This window comes from Francisella persica ATCC VR-331, from assembly GCF_001653955.1.
GTDB lineage: Bacteria > Pseudomonadota > Gammaproteobacteria > Francisellales > Francisellaceae > Francisella > Francisella persica.
This window is the reverse complement of the sequence record NZ_CP013022.1, coordinates 354952-373154: the sequence shown is the minus strand read 5'-3', so window position 1 is coordinate 373154 and position 18203 is coordinate 354952. Positions and strand designations below refer to the sequence as shown.

The following is an 18203-nucleotide window of genomic DNA, read 5'->3' as shown; positions in this document are numbered from 1 at the left end:
CCAACAAGCTATATTAAGAACCGAATAATTGCTTTTGTATAGTGAGCTTACTTTGATAATAATGTTTTATTTGGTCCCGAATACTCATGTATATACAATGGATGGTGAACGTATGAATACTTTAACTTTATATCTATCTGTGTATATATAAGTTTATGTTTGTTGTTGTGACATTGATAAAAAAGTTAATATCATATAATATTTAGAATTCTTATTATGATGTTTTTTATATTCAGGGTATTTATTTTGAATAAAAGTATGGAGCTATTTGTACATTCGTCTAATTATATTTTATTGGCATCTGGCTTGATATTGTTTTTTGCTATTGTGTCGCAGTTTTTATCTTGGAGGTTAAAGCTTCCATCAATACTATTTTTGATTTTAAGTGGAATTATCTTAGGACCTTTATCCGAGGTAATATTTCAAAGTGGTTTTAAACTTGTTGATGGTAATATTATATTTGGTGAAGCTTTATCACCGTTTGTCTCAATTTGTGTCGCGATAATTCTCTTTGAAGGCAGTTTATCACTAAATTTTAGTAAGATAAAAAGTGTAAGTAGTGTTGTTGTACTTCTAATTACGGTAGGTTTAGCAATTACTGTTGTACTTACAGCATTATTTTGTTATTACGTTGTTGGTTTGAATCTAGAGCTATCTATGTTGATAGGCGGTATTACCTGTGTAAGTGGCCCAACTGTTGTACCACCTTTGGTGAGAACTGTTAGACCTAAAAAGCATATTGCAAATATCTTAAAATGGGAAGCTATACTTGTAGACCCTATAGGCGCATTAGTAGTTGTTTTTATGCTGGCATGGTTTGTTATTGGTGGTAATTTTGCTAATCAACCTAATGCAACAAGCATATTTATAGCATACATGGTGTTTGTATGTATTTTAGGGATAACATCAGGATTTATTTTTGGTTATTTAATTGGGTTAAGCTTTAGAAAACATTATATTCCGGAGTATCTAAAAAGCTTCTTCGTACTAGCAGTAATTGTGCTTGGCTTTATTATTTCTGATGCGATGATGCATGGTGCTGGGCTGTTAATGGTAACAGTAGCTGGTCTAGTAATGGCAAATATGAAAGATATTAAAATGTCTGATATTGTCTCATTTAAAGAGAACCTAAGTATTGTAATTATATCAGTTCTTTTTATTGTCCTAGGAGCAGAGATAGACTTTAGTCTATTTAAAGATTATTGGTTAGATCTAATTGAGGTTTTTTTATTTTTACAGTTTGTATTACGACCAATAGTTGTTTTTTTATGCTGTCTATGCTCTAAAACAACTTTTGTAGAAAGAATTGTTCTGGGGATTATTTATCCTCGTGGGATTGTGGCAGCATCAGTAGCAGCATTAGTAGCAATTAAGATTATTAAATCACATCCTGAACTATACAGTGAAGCAAATACTTTAGTATTCTTTGTATTTATGATAATTGTTTTTACAGTTGTTTTTCAAAGTATCTTTACACCATATATTTCAAAATTACTTGGAGTTACTGAACCAGAAGGTAAAGGATTCTTGATAATTGGTGGCAATAGATTTGCACGAGAATTAGCAGAAATTTTTGTCAAAAATGATATCGAAGTCGTAATTACAGATTCCTCTTGGGGTAATGTGCAAAAATGCCGTCAGTTGGGTTTAAATACTTATTATGGTAGTCCTGTTTCAATTCATGCTGATTGGAGTATTAATTTGGTTGGCATCGGTGTTATGCTTGGATTATCAACTAGTGAGTATGTAAATGCTGTATCAGCTATGAAATATAAATACGAATTTGGCTCAAATAATGTTTATGTACTGCGTACAGCGCAAAAAGAGAGTTACAAAGGTATCGGTGCTATAGAAACAAATCTTGCTAATCTACTATTTGATGAGGGCGTTGACTTTAATGTCTTGATAGAGATGCTCAATCAAGGAGCTAAAATAAGAATTACAAATATTACCCCTAACTACACTTTAGAGAAGTTTTTTAGTGATAATCCAAACGCTATTGGATTATTTATCATCGATGATAATGGCTATACACAACCTTTTAGTAAGAATAAAAAGATTAAACTTGAGAGTTATAGTTTGATATCATTAAGAGATGATAATTCTAAAAGTAAGGATCAGCTATGTCTAGATGTATAAGAAGTTTTAACGGTAAAGGTCCTAAGGTAGCTGATTCAGCTTATGTTGATGAGTCAGCGGCAGTAATAGGTGATGTTATCTTAAAAGAAGATTCATCTATATGGCCGCAAGTCAGTATAAGAGGTGATCTCTTAACAATCACTATTGGTAAAGGTACTAACATCCAAGATTGTAGTACACTTCATACTACTGAATATCCTAAAGATTCTGGTCAAGGGTTTGCATTAAGTATAGGAGATTATGTGACAGTAGGACATGGTGTAGTTTTGCATGGCTGTGAGATAAAAAATAACTGCCTAATAGGCATGGGTTCGATAATACTCGATGGAGCGGTAGTTGAACCATGGGTTTTTCTAGGCGCTGGTAGTTTGGTCCCACCAGTAAAAGTTCTTGAGTCAGGTTATATGTATTTAGGTTCACCAGTTAAAAAGATCAGACCAGTAAGTGAACATGAAAGACAAATTATTAGAGAAAATGCTGAACACTATATTAAATTTAAAAATAGATATAAAGCACAAATTTAGCTTATCTATCGCTTTAGTATTGATTATCTTGCTGTCATCTTGTGCTACAACACGATCTAATATTACAGCTATTACTACTATGATAGTTTTTGATCAAGAAACTATTTATAATAACTTACTCAATCTTAAAAAATGGCAAGCTAATGGTGTTATTGGTATTATTTATAATAATCAAGCTGAATCTGCTAATTATATATACCTACAAGACGGTAATAATTTTAGTATCAAACTTTATGGTCCATTGGGAATAGGTAGTGTTGAGATAAAAGGTGATACTAACAGTGTCTTGCTAGAGAATAGTAAAGGACAAAAGCTAGAAGCAAAGGATCCTAAAACCTTGATGCTTGAGCAATTAGGCTGGTATGTTCCAGTAGACGGATTAAAATATTGGGTAAAAGCCATAGCAATACCAAATATTCGACAAACTTCGAAATTAAACCAGAACAATCTGTTAAGTAAATTATCACAAAATGGTTGGAATATTGCTTATAGTAATTACGAACTAGTTGATTCTAAATATCCATTACCAATGAAAATTAGGATGTCTAGAGATGATATAACTCTAAAAATCTTTATAAAATCATGGCAAATATAAAAGCTAAAAAATATTGTAGTTATGCAAAGATAAATCTATTTTTGCATATATTAAACAAACGCGCAGATGGTTATCATAACCTTCAAACATGGTTTACTTTTTTAGATTTTAAAGATCAGCTAACTTTTAGTTTTAATGATTCACGAAAGATTAATATTTCAAGTAATATCAACATTGCCTCAAAACAAGATAATTTGGTATATAAAGCTATCAAAAGGTTCCAGCATAGTTATGGTGTACAAGACATAGGTGCTAATATTGAGATTAAAAAAAATATTCCAATGGGAGCAGGGCTTGGAGGTGGAAGTTCAAATGCTGCAACTACACTTATAGCTTTACGTGATTATTACTTACCTGAATTGTCAAATGAGGAAATGATTCCATTGTCTACAAAACTTGGTGCTGATGTGCCAATATTTCTTTATGGTAAATCTGCATGGGCAGAAGGTATCGGTGAGATATTGCACCATAAGGATTTTAGCCAGCAGTATGCACTATTGATTAAACCTGATATCCACATCAATACAAAAGATTTTTTTGAAAGTGAGAAGTTAATTAAGACTACTGAGCTTATATCTAAAGATTTAGACTTTGATGAGAGTATTATGCATAACGATTTTGAGAATGTCTTTTATGGAAAATATCCAGAGTTTAGTAAATACCTAAAAGAGTTAGATAGTAGTTTTAGAATGACAGGTACAGGTTCTTGTTTTTATTTATTCTCAACGGATAAAAATAAACTTGAGCAACTAGCAAGAAAAATTGATAAATCTCTTGACAAATGGCTAGTTAAAACATTAAACTATGTCTACTAACTTAAGGTTAGTTTATGTTGGGCTATCGCCAAGTGGTAAGGCAACGGGTTTTGATCCCGTCATTCCCAGGTTCGAATCCTGGTAGCCCAGCCATAAAAATTCAATGCTTTAATTACTGTAAGACCTTAAATACTTGTCGTTTTTTTGTAAGCTAATATTTACAACTAATTAAGACTTATTGTAATGCTTGTGTTTCTAAATAACAACCACTTTTACTTTATAATTTTTGTATATATACTTTTAACTTTTGTATATGTTTCTGATAAAGCAAAAAAAGAGTTGCTTGGTTATTTGTTACATTAGCATACATTTATCCGTTTCTAAGAGAGGTTGTTAATACTTTAATCAAGCGATGTTATTACAAATAATTTATTGTATCTTGTGAATAGCTATATGGGTCTTGTTAACATCAAAACTGCAACAGCTAAGAGCTAGTCAAAATAATTGATCACATTAAAGTAGCATTTAGTATGGCTACAATGCTGTTTATTTTATGATTATAGTTAGTCTTACTTTATAGTATTAATTTATTGTAAAATTTTAAAGCAGATAGCTTTTAAATGATTTATATATTACTAGGTGATGTTTTTATACTAACAGGTTTTGTCGTGGCGGTTCTGCATTATTGGTTTTGTTTGCTAATTTTAGTGATAGGTTTTATTAAACTGCATTAGTAAGTGATTTATTTTTGCGCTACCATAATATTATTTATATGTTGTATCATACTACTACTAAAATAATATGGTTATCTAAAAAATATTAGATAAATTTTTTGCAGAGTGAGTATATAATATATAAATCCATTATACTATTTGTATAGATGAAACAAGTTATTTAGGAATTTAGATGTCTGCACAATATCGTATTGGTTCACTAGGTGAAAAATGTGGTCTACAAGAAAAGAAGCAATGGTTTGCCAAAACAAAATATCAAAAGATCTTGTCAAAAAGAGGAATTGAAAAAATACTAGCATTACCTTGCCACGATTTGGTATAGAAACTTATGGTAAATTGGACTATTCAGTAAGTAGTTATATCTTATATGCAATAAAGACTAAAAACTGTGATCCAAGCAAACCTTATGTTTTAATAACCGAAGGAGTCCATGGCTATGAAACAAGCAGTGTTAAGGTGCTATTAGAGTTGCTGAGACTAGAGCACAAGAGTTTGCTAAAGATTATAATATAGGTATCTTACCTTGTTTGAGTCCCTTGGGCTATGAGACAACCAACAGTTGGAATCCTAATACGGTAGATTCAAATAGATCATTCTATTTAGAAAGAAGCTGTCAGAAAACTATTTTGGTAATGAAATATGTTTTCTCATTAGAAGTCGAGTTTTTGATGCACATCGACTTAAATGGGATAACAGATACCTATGATAGTTAATTTAGACCAGTATTAGCAGCTCTTGAAAGTATAGTCATAGATAAGTGAGTTATCCCAGATGGTTTCTATTTGGTTGCAAATAACAATAAACTATATTATGACTTCCAAAAATATATAATTGATGCTGTAGCTAAAGTTACTCATATCACTTCTACTTATCCAGATACAAATATTCTTGGAGATGACACTGTAAAATATGGGATTATGTCTTGTGACTCTGATAAAGAAAAACTTTGTATGTCTTTCACATCTGCAGAGTATATACTACAATAACATAAGTTTATCCTGATAGCCCAATAACGAACCCACAAGAGTTATTTTGCTCAAGTAGAGGCGATAGTTGTAGGAACTTTCTTAAGCAGAAAAAGTAAAAGGAATATATAAAATATGTTAAATATCTTAATTAATGTTGCGAGTTTTTTAGTAAATATAATATTTGGACTATACGCATTTATATTGCTATTTAGATTTTTTCTCCAGTGGGTAAAAGCAGATTTTTACAATCCTATTGGTCAGTTGGTTATGCATGCAACAAATATTGCTATACTTCCTCTGAGAAAGTTTATTCCAGGGTTTTTAAATCTAGACTGGTCGTGTATAGTTGCGGTTTATATTGTATTTGCTATTGAAGACTTGATCCTAAGTTGGCTTCATGGTTTTGGTTTTGAGTTAACTTTTATTTTGTTTAAGCCTCTTATAGATATAATTTTTGCGATTATAAATATGTATGTATATTTGATAATAATAAGGGTTATTTCCAGTTGGTTTGTCCAAGTAGCTTATAATCCGCTTATTATGGTTATATACCAAGTTACAGAGCCACTACTAGCAAAAGCAAGAGAGATAGTCAAACCTACAAAATCAGGTTTTGATTTCTCACCGCTTGTAGTATTTGTTGGGTTATTATGTATTCAAATATTTCTTCAAAGTGTTATTGTTCAACTTTTTCATTTATTATAGGTTTTAGCTAATGAGTTTTATTTTAGCTGTGTATATCCAGCCTAACTCTGCTAAAAATGAAGTTTGTGGAGTTTTTGATGGACGCCTAAAGATTAAGATAGTTGCGCCGGCTTTAGGTGGTAAAGCAAACAAAGCTTTGATTGAGTTTATTGCTAAAGAGTTTAAGATTAAAAAGAAACTTATAAAAATACTAAAGGGCGAGACATCTAGAAAAAAAATATTAAAAATAGACCTTCTCCAAGTTTCAGATAATTTAGCTTTGGTACTAAAACAATAGTTAGGTTGGATAAAATTTGTAACTTAGTTAGTTTTATAGTTTATTAATAAAATAATTAATCTATGTGAAAGTTTCTTATGAAAAAAGGTAAGATCTTTAAAAGATAATTTATACTTATACATTTACAGGCTTATGTAATTTTTGTCAACTCATTAGCCTCGGTTAAAAATAATGGCCAAAGTTGTACAGATGCTTATACAACCATATAATCAGCCTTAGAAGTAGCAAAATTAGGTGATCAGATTTGGGTAGCAAACGGTACTTATTATCCAACTAAAGATAATGATAGGGGTAAGAATTTTATTATTTATAGAACAATTTAACTCTAGTTCTAATACAAAATAGCTTTAGCAGCAATATGGAATGATGGTGGTGAGTTATTTTATTTAACTCTCAAATATTACTGGAAACATAGCTAAAATACTTGGTTCAGCTTTATATAAAGGTTTTCTAATCAATGGCAAACTTAATTATAATTTCTATTTAACGAATGGTGCAAGCATTTTTACTTAGGGGTGATGACAAGGACTACTAATCGTCCAAGGCTGGCTAAATCAAAGTATTAATAAACTTCCTCAAGAATATAGTATTTTAACTAAATTAGTTAACCAAAATATAACTACAAATAGCTAATTAAAGCCATTAAGCAGTGGATGGAAAAAGAATTTCCGTTACCAAAAAAGAAAAATGGAAAAATTTCTTTTAAAGATGAAGAATGCTAAAGTAAATACTAATGTCAATATACCAAATAATGTATATTATGTAACGCAAAATAATAAATCTAAAAAGCAGCTAAGTGATTATAAAATAAAAGATTTTGCCATAGCGCTACTTATCGGTGATAAGAATTTTAATCAGTCACAAGATAATCTTTTTAGTTCTGAAACATAGCACCTAATGGTAATTTCTGGGCTACATGTATAGCTTATAGTGTTTATCGCCACGCTTATGTTGTAACTTGCCAGCGCAATATAATGGAATTATAGCTTTATAGCCTAGCCGGCTATAATACTTTTAGTAGTAACTTTGTTATGGCTTTTGAGGAAGTGCATTTCGATAGTTAAGTCGCTATTGATTACTTTTGTCATAATACTTCTGCTTGATTTTGAGTCAATTTATAGCATAAGCTTGTGATTTACTAATACTGCTGGTTATTATAGCTATGGTTCTAAAGCAATATAAATCAAGGCTGGTAAAAATATGATTAGCGCAAGTTTATTTGTAAATATTCTTAATTCTTATATAACATTACTTTGATGGCTTTTCTACTATTTCAATCTTAGCAAATGTTGTTGCAATTCCTTTAGTTAGCCTTGTGATCGTGCCGTTATTGCTTTTATGTTTGTTGTTATCTTTTATTGGTGTTAAGCTATGGTTGCTACCAATGTTACTTTAAAAATTTCTAGTCGCTTATTTGAGCTTTATGATTAGTCATTGGCTTTATAATCTATGGGAGTTATTTTCTATTTTTTAGTCTAATAATTATAGTTTTAGGTATTATTTTAGTAATTTTCCCTTTTAGTAAATCTCTTAGAATACTTAGATTAGCTATGTGCTTAGTATTTTTCGAGTCTTCACAAAACAACGCTAAAAAATATCAACGCTTTCAATAATATATATTTTAAATACTCAAGATCAAATGGTCTTAGTCCAAAATGAAGGTAAAAATCTTTTATATATAGCAGCAAAAAATTTAGCTAATTAGTATCTTTTAGTAAATATGCTAGAAAGCTATTTAAAATTTGTAGGTATTAAACAAGTAGATTATCTTATAATTATTGATAGTGATAACAATTTAAATCTTAAGTTTATTAGACAAATTACTGCGATTAAAACAGTTATTATAAATATATCTACTGATGAGACTGTAAAAAATGTAGCTATACTAATAATTTTAAATTAAATAATAATTCATAAGTTAAGCTACTATCAAATGCTCGAAGCTGCTTTATTTCACTAAAGTATCAAGATAAAGAGTTTTTATTGGCAGGTAACACAAATGAAAAGGCTCAGCAGCAGCGCTACATCTTGTATAACAGAGTTATTCATCCACACATAATATTACAAGCAATTTTAGATTCTTAAATCTAGATTATCTAATGTATATTTCTGATAGACTCTTAAAGCAGCAAAATTATAAGAATACTAAGCTAAAGATTTTTAATACTTATGCAAATGGTGCTATATTACAATTAATAATCATCATAGCATCACTATTAGTTCACAGTTGAAGCAATAAGAGTTTCTAGTAAGATATATAAAAATCATAACTCTAATACTGATTAAGCTAGGATTCAAAAATTAATATTCGTTAAGATTTATAATTCTATAGTCTTTTAAAAAGTCTTACATAAATGATACTATTTAGATAGTTAATAACAATTTATAACAACATTAATGATAAATATAGTGAAGTATATCTACTATGCACTATTTTCAGTAGTCTGTTTTGCATCTAGTGCAATTATCGCTTTTATACCAATATTTATTTTTTCGTTGGCTAAGCTTATGATACCAATAAAACGAGTAAGGCATTTATGTACCTCAGTGGTAGAATTATCTGCAAGTTTATGGGTAAGTTTTGCCATTTTAATAACTAAATTATTTTCTCCAACAAAATTTGAGCTTGAGCAGAATGTAAAACTTGATAGTCAAAGATCTTATCTAATTATATGTAATCATAAAAGTTGGCTAGATACTTTTATACTGATGTTGGTATTTCATAAAAAAATAGCATTTCCTAAATTCTTTATGAAATTTCAGGTGTTTTTTATTCCGGTTTTAGGATTGATTGCATGGGCATTAGAATTTCCAGCGATGAAACGTTATTCAAAAGAATATCTAAATAAACATCCAGAAAAAAAGGGTGAAGACCTACAAAAAACTCTAGCATATTGTAAAAAACTATCACCAAGGCCAACTACAATTGTAAGTTTTGTTGAGGGAACTAGATTTACTTTATACAAAGCACTAAAAAGTAATTATAAAAATCTCCTTAATCCCAAGGCTGGGGGAATAGCTGTAATTCTAAAAAGCTTATCAGATAGAATGGTTGGTATTTTAAATACAACAATAGTTTATGATAATCAAGAACAAAATTTATGGGATTTTATGGTTAGGAAAACAAAAAAGATAAAAATAAAAGTAGAACTAATCCCTATAGCTGAAGTGCCAGTAGGTGATTATTTTGGTAATGATAAAGATAAACACAACTTTCAACTTTGGTTGAATAAACTTTGGCACAATAATGATAAATATATCTCAGAGCAGTCAATTATAGATATCACAATTTAATTAATACTCTCTATAGTTTTATAGTTCTAATACCTTGCAAGTTTAGAGTTTTAACGAATATTTAGTCAAATTAAGTTGTCTGAGTATTAAATCAGCACTCTTTACATGACAAACTTTAGAGTTAAGTTGCGACTAATTAGATTAATGATTTAACTGAGCAAAAAAAAGATTATTTGAGTGGTTATGGAATTTAATAGTTAGTGAGGTTTATATTATGTTACTTTATTAAAGAATTATAATTGTTCATCTTATGGCTTAAGAATATAATCGATTAAATTAGTTCTTATGTTTTAAATAAATTAATGCTACATACAATCAAGTTGTATAAATGAGATATCTTTTTTAGATTAGCTCTAAAAACTTCAAAAAAACTTTAATTGACTTAATTAACCTTAACTGTTGAATTAATAGGATGTTTATAAGTTTTGTTATTTGAATAAAAGTTATGGTAGTAGTAGAGTGATCTATTATCCAAAAGATTATTTGATATCAGAAAAAATTATTAATTTAATGTATGTGGTAGCCAAGCAATTTCGACAAATAAGAATAACGCTGTGTAAATACCTATAAATATAAAAGGCATATATATTTCTAATATTCTAATAGGCTTGAATGAACCTTTCTCTTCAGCAATGTGTTCTTCTGTTAACCATACCCTTGAAGGGAGGCGTCTTTCAAGTGAAGGCACAATACTATTTTTTATTTGTATGTGGTGTCTGAAGAACCTAATAATTTTCCACCATGCATAACAAAACACCAATCCAGCAAAGTATGGGATACTAACAAGTATACCAGAAGGAGGATTTTCAACATTGATGTTATTACTAATAGCTAAAGCAACGATACCAACTAGGACAAGGTTGAAAACTAAAAAGAATAAGTTAATAACAATCCTTCTGTAACTAGTTCTATCTGTTAATTCAACATATATTCTATACTGTTCAATTAGCAGCGAGTTATATTGCTCATTTGATAAATTACTTTCATCCTCGTTGTTCCATAACTTATCTTGTATCTCTTTATGACTAATCTTTTCCATTTTATTCCTTTTTAATCAATACATTCAAAAGAATTTACACTGATAATGCTATTACATTTTAAGCTATTTATCAAACTTTTCGTATATTAGTTATCTATATCGCTGCCCGCTAATTATATCAATAATCTTAGATGGTTGTGAAGATTTAACTTCAGTTTCTAGTATATAAATATTATCAAATGTTTTATTTATCGATTTAGTGTTATTGATGAAATCATCTCCAGATATATTAGCGCTAGTTGAAATAATAGCATCATTAATATTTTGACAGATATATGTTACTATATCAACTGTTACTAAGCGTATTGCAATAGTTGTTTTACCACCAGTTAACCACTGAATATCCTTTTTACCTGGCACTATCCAAGTAGTTGGTTGAGGTTGTTTGGAGCATATTTTATGGATTTGTTCATTAGATAGTTTAGTGGTATCTGCATATTTGAGTAAATGCTTATAATTATGCGAGATTATAACAAATCCTTTGCTTGAGTCTCTTTTTTTTAAGTTTATAACTTTTGCTACTGCATTTTTAGAGATGCTGCAACTCAAGCTGTATACTGTATCTGTAGGGATACTAATAACATTATCGTTTATTATTTCACTAATGATTTTATCCAAATCTTTTGTAAGCATATTCTAGTTATGGTTCGTGACTCTTAAGCTGAGGATATTTTATTACGTTTTAGAAATAAAAAAAGCTACAAGCCAATAAACCTATAGCTTATAGAAGTTAAATTTACTTCTTGTTTAGTTGCTCTTTGATAAGGTCACCAAGAGTTGTAGGAGTCATTTGCTCTACTTTGTAGTTAGACTTACTAGCTGCAGTATTATCTTCATTAACAGCTTTGATAGAAAGAGCAATACTTCTCTTCTTAGTGTCAATGTTAATAATTCTAGTTTCTACTTCTTGACCTTCACTTAACTCATCACGAACATCTTTTGTATGCTCAGCAGAAATTTCAGAAATTCTAATGAAACCATCGATGTTGTTATCTTCATCAAGCATAACTACCGCACCATTATCTTGTACTTTAGTTACTTTACCTGTTACTAAAGAACCTTTAGGATAGATATTTACAAAGTTCTTGAACGGGTCCTCAGAAAGTTGCTTCATGCTAAGAGCAATTCTCTCAAGATCAGTGTTTACAGAGACTAATACAGCTTCTACTTCATCACCTTTCTTAAGCTCTTTGATAGCTTTAGCTGGATTATCCCATGCAACATCTGAAATATGTACAAGACCATCAATACCGCCTTCAAGGCCAATAAACACACCGAATTCAGTGATTGATCTGATTTTGCCAGTAACTTTATCACCGTGTTTGTAGTTTTTCTCAAACTCGCTCCAAGGATTAGGTCTGCATTGCTTGATACCAAGAGAGATTCTGTGGTTAACAGCATCTAGTTCAAGTACGATAACTTCAACTTCTTGACCGATAGATACAGCTTTATGAGGATTAACGTTTTTGTTAGTCCAATCCATTTCAGATGTATGAACTAAACCTTCAATACCTTCTTTTAACTTAACAAAACAACCATAGTCAGTAATGTTAGTTACTGTACCCATAAGCTTAGCACATACAGGAAGCTCATTAGCGATATTTAACCATGGATCTTCGCCAAGCTGCTTAATACCTAGAGAAATTCTTTGTTTCTCTTTATCAAACTTGATTATTTTAACATCAATTTCTTGACCTATAGATAGTACATCTGTAGGGTGGCTGATTCTGCTCCAAGAGATATCAGTTATGTGTAATAGACCATCAACACCGCCAAGATCAATAAACGCACCGAAATCTGTGATGTTTTTAACTATACCTTTAAGAACACTACCTTCAGAGATTTTCTCTAACATAGCATCTCTATCGCCAGAGTTGTTCTCTTCGATAACTGCTTTTCTAGAAACAACAATATTGTTTCTCTTAGTATCGATTTTAACAACTTTTAATTCGATATCTTTATCTTCTAAATGAGCTACATCTTTAATAGGTCTTGTGTCAACTAATGAACCAGGTAAGAATGCTCTTAAACCTTCAACATCCATAGTGTAACCACCACGAACGTGATTAGTAATTTTACCAAGAACAGTTTCGTTGTTTTCGAAAGCTCTTTCAATTCTGTCCCGAAGCTCGATTTTTTTAGCTTTATCTCTTGATAATCTAGTTTCGCCGCAGCTATTATCTAGAGCTTCTAGAACAACATTGATTTTATCACCAGCCGCTACTTCTAGCTCACCATTACTATTTTTTAAAGAAGACACAGGGATGAATGACTCTGATTTAAGACCAGCATCAATCATTGCGAATTCTTTGTCTATACTTACTACAGTTGCTTCGATAATTTTACCTATTCTCATCTCTGTTTGTTTAAGAGATTGCTCAAGTAGTTCTTTGAAATTTTCTGACATTTTTTTGATTTCCATTTCCAGTGTGGTTGGTTGTACACAGTTTGCAAGTACCCACTGGTATTTGTTATAATAAATTAAGTACTAGCAAACAATTATGCAATTTGTAATATTATCTAAGAGATGACAATTCTTCAAGAAGAAAATATTAAAACTTATGTCTGATGATGCAAATGATGATATTTTTTTTATGCAAAAAGCCTATGAGCAGGCATTATTAGCTCATCATGCTGGTGAAGTTCCAATAGGAGCAGTACTTGTTAAGGACTGTCAAATAATTGCGCAAAATTTTAACCAAACTATAAGCTTAAGTGATCCAACAGCACATGCAGAAATCTTGGTTTTACGCTCAGCAGCAATAAAGCTAGGCAATTACAGATTAGTTAATACAAAATTGTATGTTACTTTAGAGCCATGTATAATGTGCTTAGGTGGTTTAATTCAGGCAAGAGTGTCTGAATTAATTTATGCTTGCGATGATAATCGAGTAGGCGCTTTTTCACGTGAAAAGCTTCATCAGAATAAGAATATTAACCATAACCTTGGAGTAATAGCTGGAGTAATGGCTGATAAGTGTAGTAAACTTCTAAAGGATTTTTTTCAACAAAGAAGAAATTAGGTTATGAAAAAGGAAAAAATTGTTGTTTTATATGGTGGTGATTCCCCAGAAAGAGAAGTTTCTTTAAAATCTGGTAAAGCAGTTTTGGATTCTTTACTAAGCCAGGGTTATGACGCAGTAGGCCTAGATTCTAGTGGTAAAGAACTAGTAGCAAAAATTTTGGAGTTAAAACCAGATAAATGTTTTATTGCATTGCATGGTGAAGATGGTGAGAATGGTAGAGTATCAGCATTACTTGAGATGCTTGGAATTAAGCATACAAGTTCATCGATGAAATCATCGGTAATCACTATGGATAAAATGATTTCTAAAGAAATATGGATACATAATCGTATGCCTACACCGATGGCAAAATTTCTCACTGATAAATTAGTTGCAGAAGATGAGATTAGTTTTCCTGTTGCAGTTAAACCAAGTAGTGGTGGCTCAAGTATTGCTACTTTTAAAGTGAAATCTATACAAGAGCTCAAACAAGCCTATGAAGAAGCATCAAAATATGGTGAAGTGATGATTGAGCAGTGGGTGACAGGTAAGGAAATTACTGTAGCTATTGTTAATGATGAAGTTTATTCTTCTGTTTGGATAGAGCCGCAAAATGAGTTTTACGATTATGAGTCAAAGTATAGTGGTAAATCAATCTATCACTCACCGAGTGGCTTATGTGAGCAAAAAGAGCTAGAGGTCCGCCAATTAGCTAAAAAGGCCTACGACTTGCTTGGCTGTAGAGGCCATGCAAGAGTAGATTTTATCTATGATGATAGAGGTAACTTTTACATTATGGAGATAAACTCTTCACCAGGAATGACTGAGAATAGTCTATCACCTAAGTCAGCAGCTGCAGAAGGAATTGATTTTGATAATTTTGTTAAGAGAATAATAGAACAGGTGCAATGACAAAAATTATCAAGAAGTTTTTAATATTAAGCTTGATATTATTAGTGATTTTAGGCTCTGCTATTTTTATTGCTGCTAAAACAGATAAAACAGTTTCAAAGATTGATGTTGTATCTAATTATGGGCTTATTTATATATCTAAGCAAGATTTGATCAATAAAATTGCTACGCTTGATAATAATCAATGGTTTGATGTTAATATTGCTAGTATTGAGAAATATATCTATTCAATCGAAGGTGTTGATTATACGCTAGTAAAAAAAGTTTGGCCATCGACATTAGTAATTTATTTATATGACCATAAGCCTGTAGCTTATTGGAATAATAATCAGATTCTTCTTGATAATATGCAAATCATTACTCCAGCGGTTTTAAACTATAATGGTGATTTACCATATATCCAAAGCAAAGATGATAGTAGTAAAGACTATATATATCAAACCTATAAAGAGTTAAATAGTATTGCCAAACAAAATAATATGCAAATACTTAAAATATCTTATACTGGTAATCAATTTGGTATTTTACTTTCAGATGATATTGAAGTTGTGCTTGGTTCAGTTAAGCTGAAAAAGCGCTTAGAATTATTTTTTAAATCTTATACAAAAGTTAAAGATTATAAATTAGTTAAATATTTTGACATGCGTTATAGTGACGGTTTTGCAGTAAAGTATAAATAGAAAAGCATTTATTTTATTGGTTTTCTATGATAATAAGCTATAATGTAATATAAGTATATATTAAGTAAAATTATTTGTCTTTGAATTGGGGCTAATTAAATGGGTTTTGGGAATAATAATTTTTGTGCTGTAGATTTGGGCTCACACAAAATAACGGTCGCGATTGGTCAACTTGCTGAGAATAACAGTATAAAAATATTGGGAGTTAGTCAGAAACAGTCAAAAGGGATCAAACAAGGTTCTGTAATTAATCTTGAAATGGCTATGGAAACGCTTAATGCTGCACTTGATGAGGCTAAAAGTATAGCAGGTGTAGATGTTAAGGAAGTTACCTTAGGAGTTAGTGCTCCTAGTATTAGTGGTTTTAACTCATATGGTTTAGCAGCAGTTGAAAACAGTGAAGTCAGTATTGAAGATTTAGCTATGGCGGTTAAGACTGCAAAAGCAGTGCCGATGTCAGCTGATACAGAGATGTTGCATGTTTTACAAAGAGATTATATTGTTGATGGTCAACCTGGTGTTACTGAGCCTATTGGCATGTTTGCAGTAAGGCTAGAATCTAATGTTCATATAATAGTAGCATCATCACGCTTATTGCAAAATGTACGTAAATGTGTTTCAAACTGTGGTTATAATATTAGTAATCTTGTTGTTGAGCATTTAGCTGCTAGTAGCGCAACCCTTACTGATAATGAAAAAGAAATGGGTGTTTGCCTTGTAAATATTGGCGCTGATTCAACAAGCTTTTCAGTTTTTGCTGATGGTGGTATTTGTTACACATCAAGTATTAAAACAGGTGGTGCAAGTATTTCTTCAGATATTTCTAAAGTATTTAGGCTTCCTATCGAAGCAGCTGAGAGCTTGAAGTTACAATATGGTTATGCTGCAAGTAAATATCTTAAAAATCCTGATGAAAAAATAGATATACCAAACTCATTAGGTAATGCTAAAAAAAGAATATCATTGCAGGACTTGTCTTTGGTTATTGAAGCTAGAGTAGAAGAGATATTTGAGTCATTATATCGAGAGTTAGATCAACATCGTCTGTTAGAAGTCATATCATCTGGGATTGTATTTACCGGTGGTGGAGCCAAGCTTAAAGGTCTCGCTAGACTTGCTGAAGATATGTTCAAGCTACCAGTAAGGGTTGGTGGGCCTATTGAGATCTCTGGCGCTAATGAGGTTGTTCATAACCCATCTTATGCAACAGTTGTTGGGCTACTAAAGTATGCAGCTGAAAATAGTGATACAAGTAATGAGCAGAAGGTTGATGAAGATGTGATAGAAATAGATGAGAACATAGGCAAATCTAAGAAAAAGATAATCTCATCTGTAAAAGGCTGGTTTTCAAATAATTTTTAAGTTAAGTAGTTTTAAAAGGTGAATCTAAAAATAAAGGAGTAAGAATATGTTTGATTTTAATGATTCAATGGTTTCAAATGCCATAATTAAAGTTGTTGGTGTTGGTGGCGGTGGCGGTAATGCTGTACAGCATATGTGTGAAGAGGTTTCTGATGTTGAGTTTTTTGCCCTGAATACAGATGGTCAAGCATTATCAAAATCAAAAGTTCAAAATATATTACAAATTGGTACAAACCTAACGAAAGGTTTAGGTGCTGGTGCTAACCCAGAGATTGGTAAGAGAGCAGCAACTGAAGATAGAGCAAAAATTGAGCAACTTTTAGAAGGTGCTGATATGGTTTTCATCACTGCTGGTATGGGTGGTGGTACAGGTACAGGTGGAGCACCTGTAGTTGCAGAAATAGCAAAAGAAATGAGCATACTTACTGTAGCTGTAGTTACTAAGCCTTTCCCTTTCGAAGGACCAAGAAGAATGAAAGCGGCTGAGCAAGGTATAGATGAGCTAACAAAGCATGTTGACTCGATAATTACTGTGCCAAATGAAAAACTTCTAAGTGTGCTTGGTAAGGGTGCATCGCTAATAGATGCGTTTAATGCGGCAAATGATGTTTTAGGTAACGCTGTAAAAGGTGTATCTGAGCTTATCACTAAACCTGGTCTTATCAACGTCGACTTTGCTGATGTTAGAGCTGTTATGACTGATATGGGTCTAGCAATGATGGGTATGGGCGAAGCTACTGGCGAAAATAGAGCTAGAGAAGCTGCAGAAGCTGCTATCTCAAGCCCACTTTTAGAAGATATTAATCTTGATGGTGCTAAAGGTGTAATTGTAAATATTACAGCTGGTATGGATATGTCTATTGGTGAGTTTGAAGAAGTTGGTGAAGTGATTAGATCTTTCATCTCTGACGAGGCTATCGTGATAGCTGGTACAGTTATTGATCCAGATATGACTGATTCTATGAAAGTGACAGTTGTTGTTACTGGGATAGAGAAAGTTGCAATGAAAAGAGGCTTTGGTTTAGAGAAGTCATCTAGCCAGCTACAAGGTGCTTCAAGCTTTTCAAATAAAACATCTGTACCTTTCTTAAGAAAAGAGACTGAGATTGTTACTGGTTCTAGTAATACGCCAAAAACTGATTCTGATGATGTAAATAAATCAGATATTCCTAGTTTCTTAAGAAGAAGATAATAAAAAACAAAAAATAAGAGAG

Annotated in this window: 17 protein-coding genes, 1 tRNA gene and 1 pseudogene; 16 read left to right on the top strand and 3 right to left on the bottom strand. The window is 31.4% G+C overall.

The genetic code is table 11. From position 1 onward, the window contains the following. The first annotated feature begins 246 nt into the window (after positions 1–246). The 11 genes and pseudogenes from FSC845_RS01890 to FSC845_RS01840 all read left to right on the top strand — a co-directional run bounded on the left by FSC845_RS01890 (position 247) and on the right by FSC845_RS01840 (position 9991). Complete coding sequence (locus tag FSC845_RS01890) at positions 247–2139, top strand: cation:proton antiporter (protein WP_064461784.1); 1893 nt, start codon at positions 247–249, stop codon at positions 2137–2139. Next, positions 2124–2663 carry a gamma carbonic anhydrase family protein gene (locus tag FSC845_RS01885; protein WP_064461530.1) on the top strand — a complete coding sequence of 180 codons (540 nt, stop codon included), beginning with the start codon at positions 2124–2126 and terminating at the stop codon, positions 2661–2663. The genes FSC845_RS01890 and FSC845_RS01885 overlap by 16 nt, the downstream gene beginning before the upstream one ends. Further along, a complete protein-coding gene (lolB, locus tag FSC845_RS01880; protein ID WP_082343486.1) occupies positions 2614–3258 on the top strand; it encodes a lipoprotein insertase outer membrane protein LolB in 645 nt (214 codons plus the stop codon). Before FSC845_RS01885 ends, lolB begins: the two co-directional genes overlap by 50 nt. After that, the gene (gene ispE, locus FSC845_RS01875; RefSeq protein ID WP_064461528.1) at positions 3246–4073 is read left to right on the top strand and encodes a 4-(cytidine 5'-diphospho)-2-C-methyl-D-erythritol kinase; all 828 of its coding nucleotides are present in this window, start codon (positions 3246–3248) and stop codon (positions 4071–4073) included. The genes lolB and ispE overlap by 13 nt, the downstream gene beginning before the upstream one ends. An 18-nt stretch (positions 4074–4091) precedes the next feature. Further along, a tRNA-Gln gene (locus FSC845_RS01870) sits at positions 4092–4166 on the top strand. 753 nt (positions 4167–4919) lie between these two features. Continuing rightward, positions 4920–5069 (top strand): hypothetical protein, encoded by a 150-nt coding sequence (locus FSC845_RS08520; RefSeq protein ID WP_227806622.1) that lies wholly within the window; start codon positions 4920–4922, stop codon positions 5067–5069. 460 nt (positions 5070–5529) lie between these two features. Then, positions 5530–5733 (top strand): hypothetical protein, encoded by a 204-nt coding sequence (locus tag FSC845_RS08515; protein WP_227806621.1) that lies wholly within the window; start codon positions 5530–5532, stop codon positions 5731–5733. A gap of 114 nt (positions 5734–5847) precedes the next feature. Beyond that, positions 5848–6420: a YggT family protein gene (locus FSC845_RS01860; RefSeq protein WP_064461527.1), complete on the top strand. Its 573-nt coding sequence runs from the start codon at positions 5848–5850 to the stop codon at positions 6418–6420. Positions 6421–6430: 10 nt separating this feature from the next. Next, complete coding sequence (locus FSC845_RS01855; protein WP_064461526.1) at positions 6431–6697, top strand: DUF167 domain-containing protein; 267 nt, start codon at positions 6431–6433, stop codon at positions 6695–6697. A 720-nt stretch (positions 6698–7417) separates the two neighbouring features. Further along, a pseudogene (locus FSC845_RS10210) lies at positions 7418–8936 on the top strand (ComEC/Rec2 family competence protein); the annotation flags it as partial. Positions 8937–9094: 158 nt separating this feature from the next. After that, positions 9095–9991 carry an acetyltransferase gene (locus FSC845_RS01840; RefSeq protein ID WP_064461524.1) on the top strand — a complete coding sequence of 299 codons (897 nt, stop codon included), beginning with the start codon at positions 9095–9097 and terminating at the stop codon, positions 9989–9991. Between the two features lie 502 nt (positions 9992–10493). On the opposite strand, the gene FSC845_RS01835 is transcribed toward FSC845_RS01840, so the two are convergent. The 3 genes from FSC845_RS01835 to rpsA all read right to left on the bottom strand — a co-directional run bounded on the left by FSC845_RS01835 (position 10494) and on the right by rpsA (position 13437). Next, entirely contained in the window at positions 10494–11030 is a 537-nt protein-coding gene (locus FSC845_RS01835; protein WP_064461523.1) for an intracellular proliferation membrane protein RipA, read from the bottom strand. Between the two features lie 90 nt (positions 11031–11120). Next, the gene (locus tag FSC845_RS01830; RefSeq protein WP_064461522.1) at positions 11121–11663 is read right to left on the bottom strand and encodes an L-threonylcarbamoyladenylate synthase; all 543 of its coding nucleotides are present in this window, start codon (positions 11661–11663) and stop codon (positions 11121–11123) included. Between the two features lie 103 nt (positions 11664–11766). Further along, entirely contained in the window at positions 11767–13437 is a 1671-nt protein-coding gene (gene rpsA / locus FSC845_RS01825; RefSeq protein ID WP_064461521.1) for a 30S ribosomal protein S1, read from the bottom strand. Between the two features lie 154 nt (positions 13438–13591). Between rpsA and tadA the strand changes: the two genes are divergently transcribed. The 5 genes from tadA to ftsZ all read left to right on the top strand — a co-directional run bounded on the left by tadA (position 13592) and on the right by ftsZ (position 18181). Beyond that, entirely contained in the window at positions 13592–14053 is a 462-nt protein-coding gene (gene tadA / locus FSC845_RS01820) for a tRNA adenosine(34) deaminase TadA (protein ID WP_064461520.1), read from the top strand. A 3-nt stretch (positions 14054–14056) separates the two neighbouring features. Next, positions 14057–14947, top strand: coding sequence for a D-alanine--D-alanine ligase (locus FSC845_RS01815; RefSeq protein WP_064461519.1), 891 nt, complete (start codon positions 14057–14059; stop codon positions 14945–14947). Beyond that, positions 14944–15627 (top strand): cell division protein FtsQ/DivIB, encoded by a 684-nt coding sequence (locus FSC845_RS01810; protein WP_064461518.1) that lies wholly within the window; start codon positions 14944–14946, stop codon positions 15625–15627. Before FSC845_RS01815 ends, FSC845_RS01810 begins: the two co-directional genes overlap by 4 nt. Before the next feature lie 99 nt (positions 15628–15726). Then, entirely contained in the window at positions 15727–16989 is a 1263-nt protein-coding gene (gene ftsA, locus FSC845_RS01805) for a cell division protein FtsA (protein ID WP_064461517.1), read from the top strand. A gap of 46 nt (positions 16990–17035) precedes the next feature. Further along, complete coding sequence (ftsZ, locus tag FSC845_RS01800; RefSeq protein ID WP_064461516.1) at positions 17036–18181, top strand: cell division protein FtsZ; 1146 nt, start codon at positions 17036–17038, stop codon at positions 18179–18181. Positions 18182–18203 lie beyond the last annotated feature (22 nt).

What these genes read in the sequence shown, in the direction of transcription:
- FSC845_RS01885 (WP_064461530.1), top strand. Translation starts at nt 2,124, where the DNA reads ATGTCTAGATGTATAAGAAGTTTTAACGGTAAAGGTCCTAAGGTAGCT.
- lolB (WP_082343486.1), top strand. Translation starts at nt 2,614, where the DNA reads ATGCTGAACACTATATTAAATTTAAAAATAGATATAAAGCACAAATTT.
- ispE (WP_064461528.1), top strand. Translation starts at nt 3,246, where the DNA reads ATGGCAAATATAAAAGCTAAAAAATATTGTAGTTATGCAAAGATAAAT.
- FSC845_RS08520 (WP_227806622.1), top strand. Translation starts at nt 4,920, where the DNA reads ATGTCTGCACAATATCGTATTGGTTCACTAGGTGAAAAATGTGGTCTA.
- FSC845_RS01860 (WP_064461527.1), top strand. Translation starts at nt 5,848, where the DNA reads ATGTTAAATATCTTAATTAATGTTGCGAGTTTTTTAGTAAATATAATA.
- FSC845_RS01855 (WP_064461526.1), top strand. Translation starts at nt 6,431, where the DNA reads ATGAGTTTTATTTTAGCTGTGTATATCCAGCCTAACTCTGCTAAAAAT.
- FSC845_RS01840 (WP_064461524.1), top strand. Translation starts at nt 9,095, where the DNA reads ATGATAAATATAGTGAAGTATATCTACTATGCACTATTTTCAGTAGTC.
- FSC845_RS01835 (WP_064461523.1), bottom strand. Translation starts at nt 11,030, where the DNA reads ATGGAAAAGATTAGTCATAAAGAGATACAAGATAAGTTATGGAACAAC.
- FSC845_RS01830 (WP_064461522.1), bottom strand. Translation starts at nt 11,663, where the DNA reads ATGCTTACAAAAGATTTGGATAAAATCATTAGTGAAATAATAAACGAT.
- rpsA (WP_064461521.1), bottom strand. Translation starts at nt 13,437, where the DNA reads ATGTCAGAAAATTTCAAAGAACTACTTGAGCAATCTCTTAAACAAACA.
- tadA (WP_064461520.1), top strand. Translation starts at nt 13,592, where the DNA reads ATGTCTGATGATGCAAATGATGATATTTTTTTTATGCAAAAAGCCTAT.
- FSC845_RS01815 (WP_064461519.1), top strand. Translation starts at nt 14,057, where the DNA reads ATGAAAAAGGAAAAAATTGTTGTTTTATATGGTGGTGATTCCCCAGAA.
- FSC845_RS01810 (WP_064461518.1), top strand. Translation starts at nt 14,944, where the DNA reads ATGACAAAAATTATCAAGAAGTTTTTAATATTAAGCTTGATATTATTA.
- ftsA (WP_064461517.1), top strand. Translation starts at nt 15,727, where the DNA reads ATGGGTTTTGGGAATAATAATTTTTGTGCTGTAGATTTGGGCTCACAC.
- ftsZ (WP_064461516.1), top strand. Translation starts at nt 17,036, where the DNA reads ATGTTTGATTTTAATGATTCAATGGTTTCAAATGCCATAATTAAAGTT.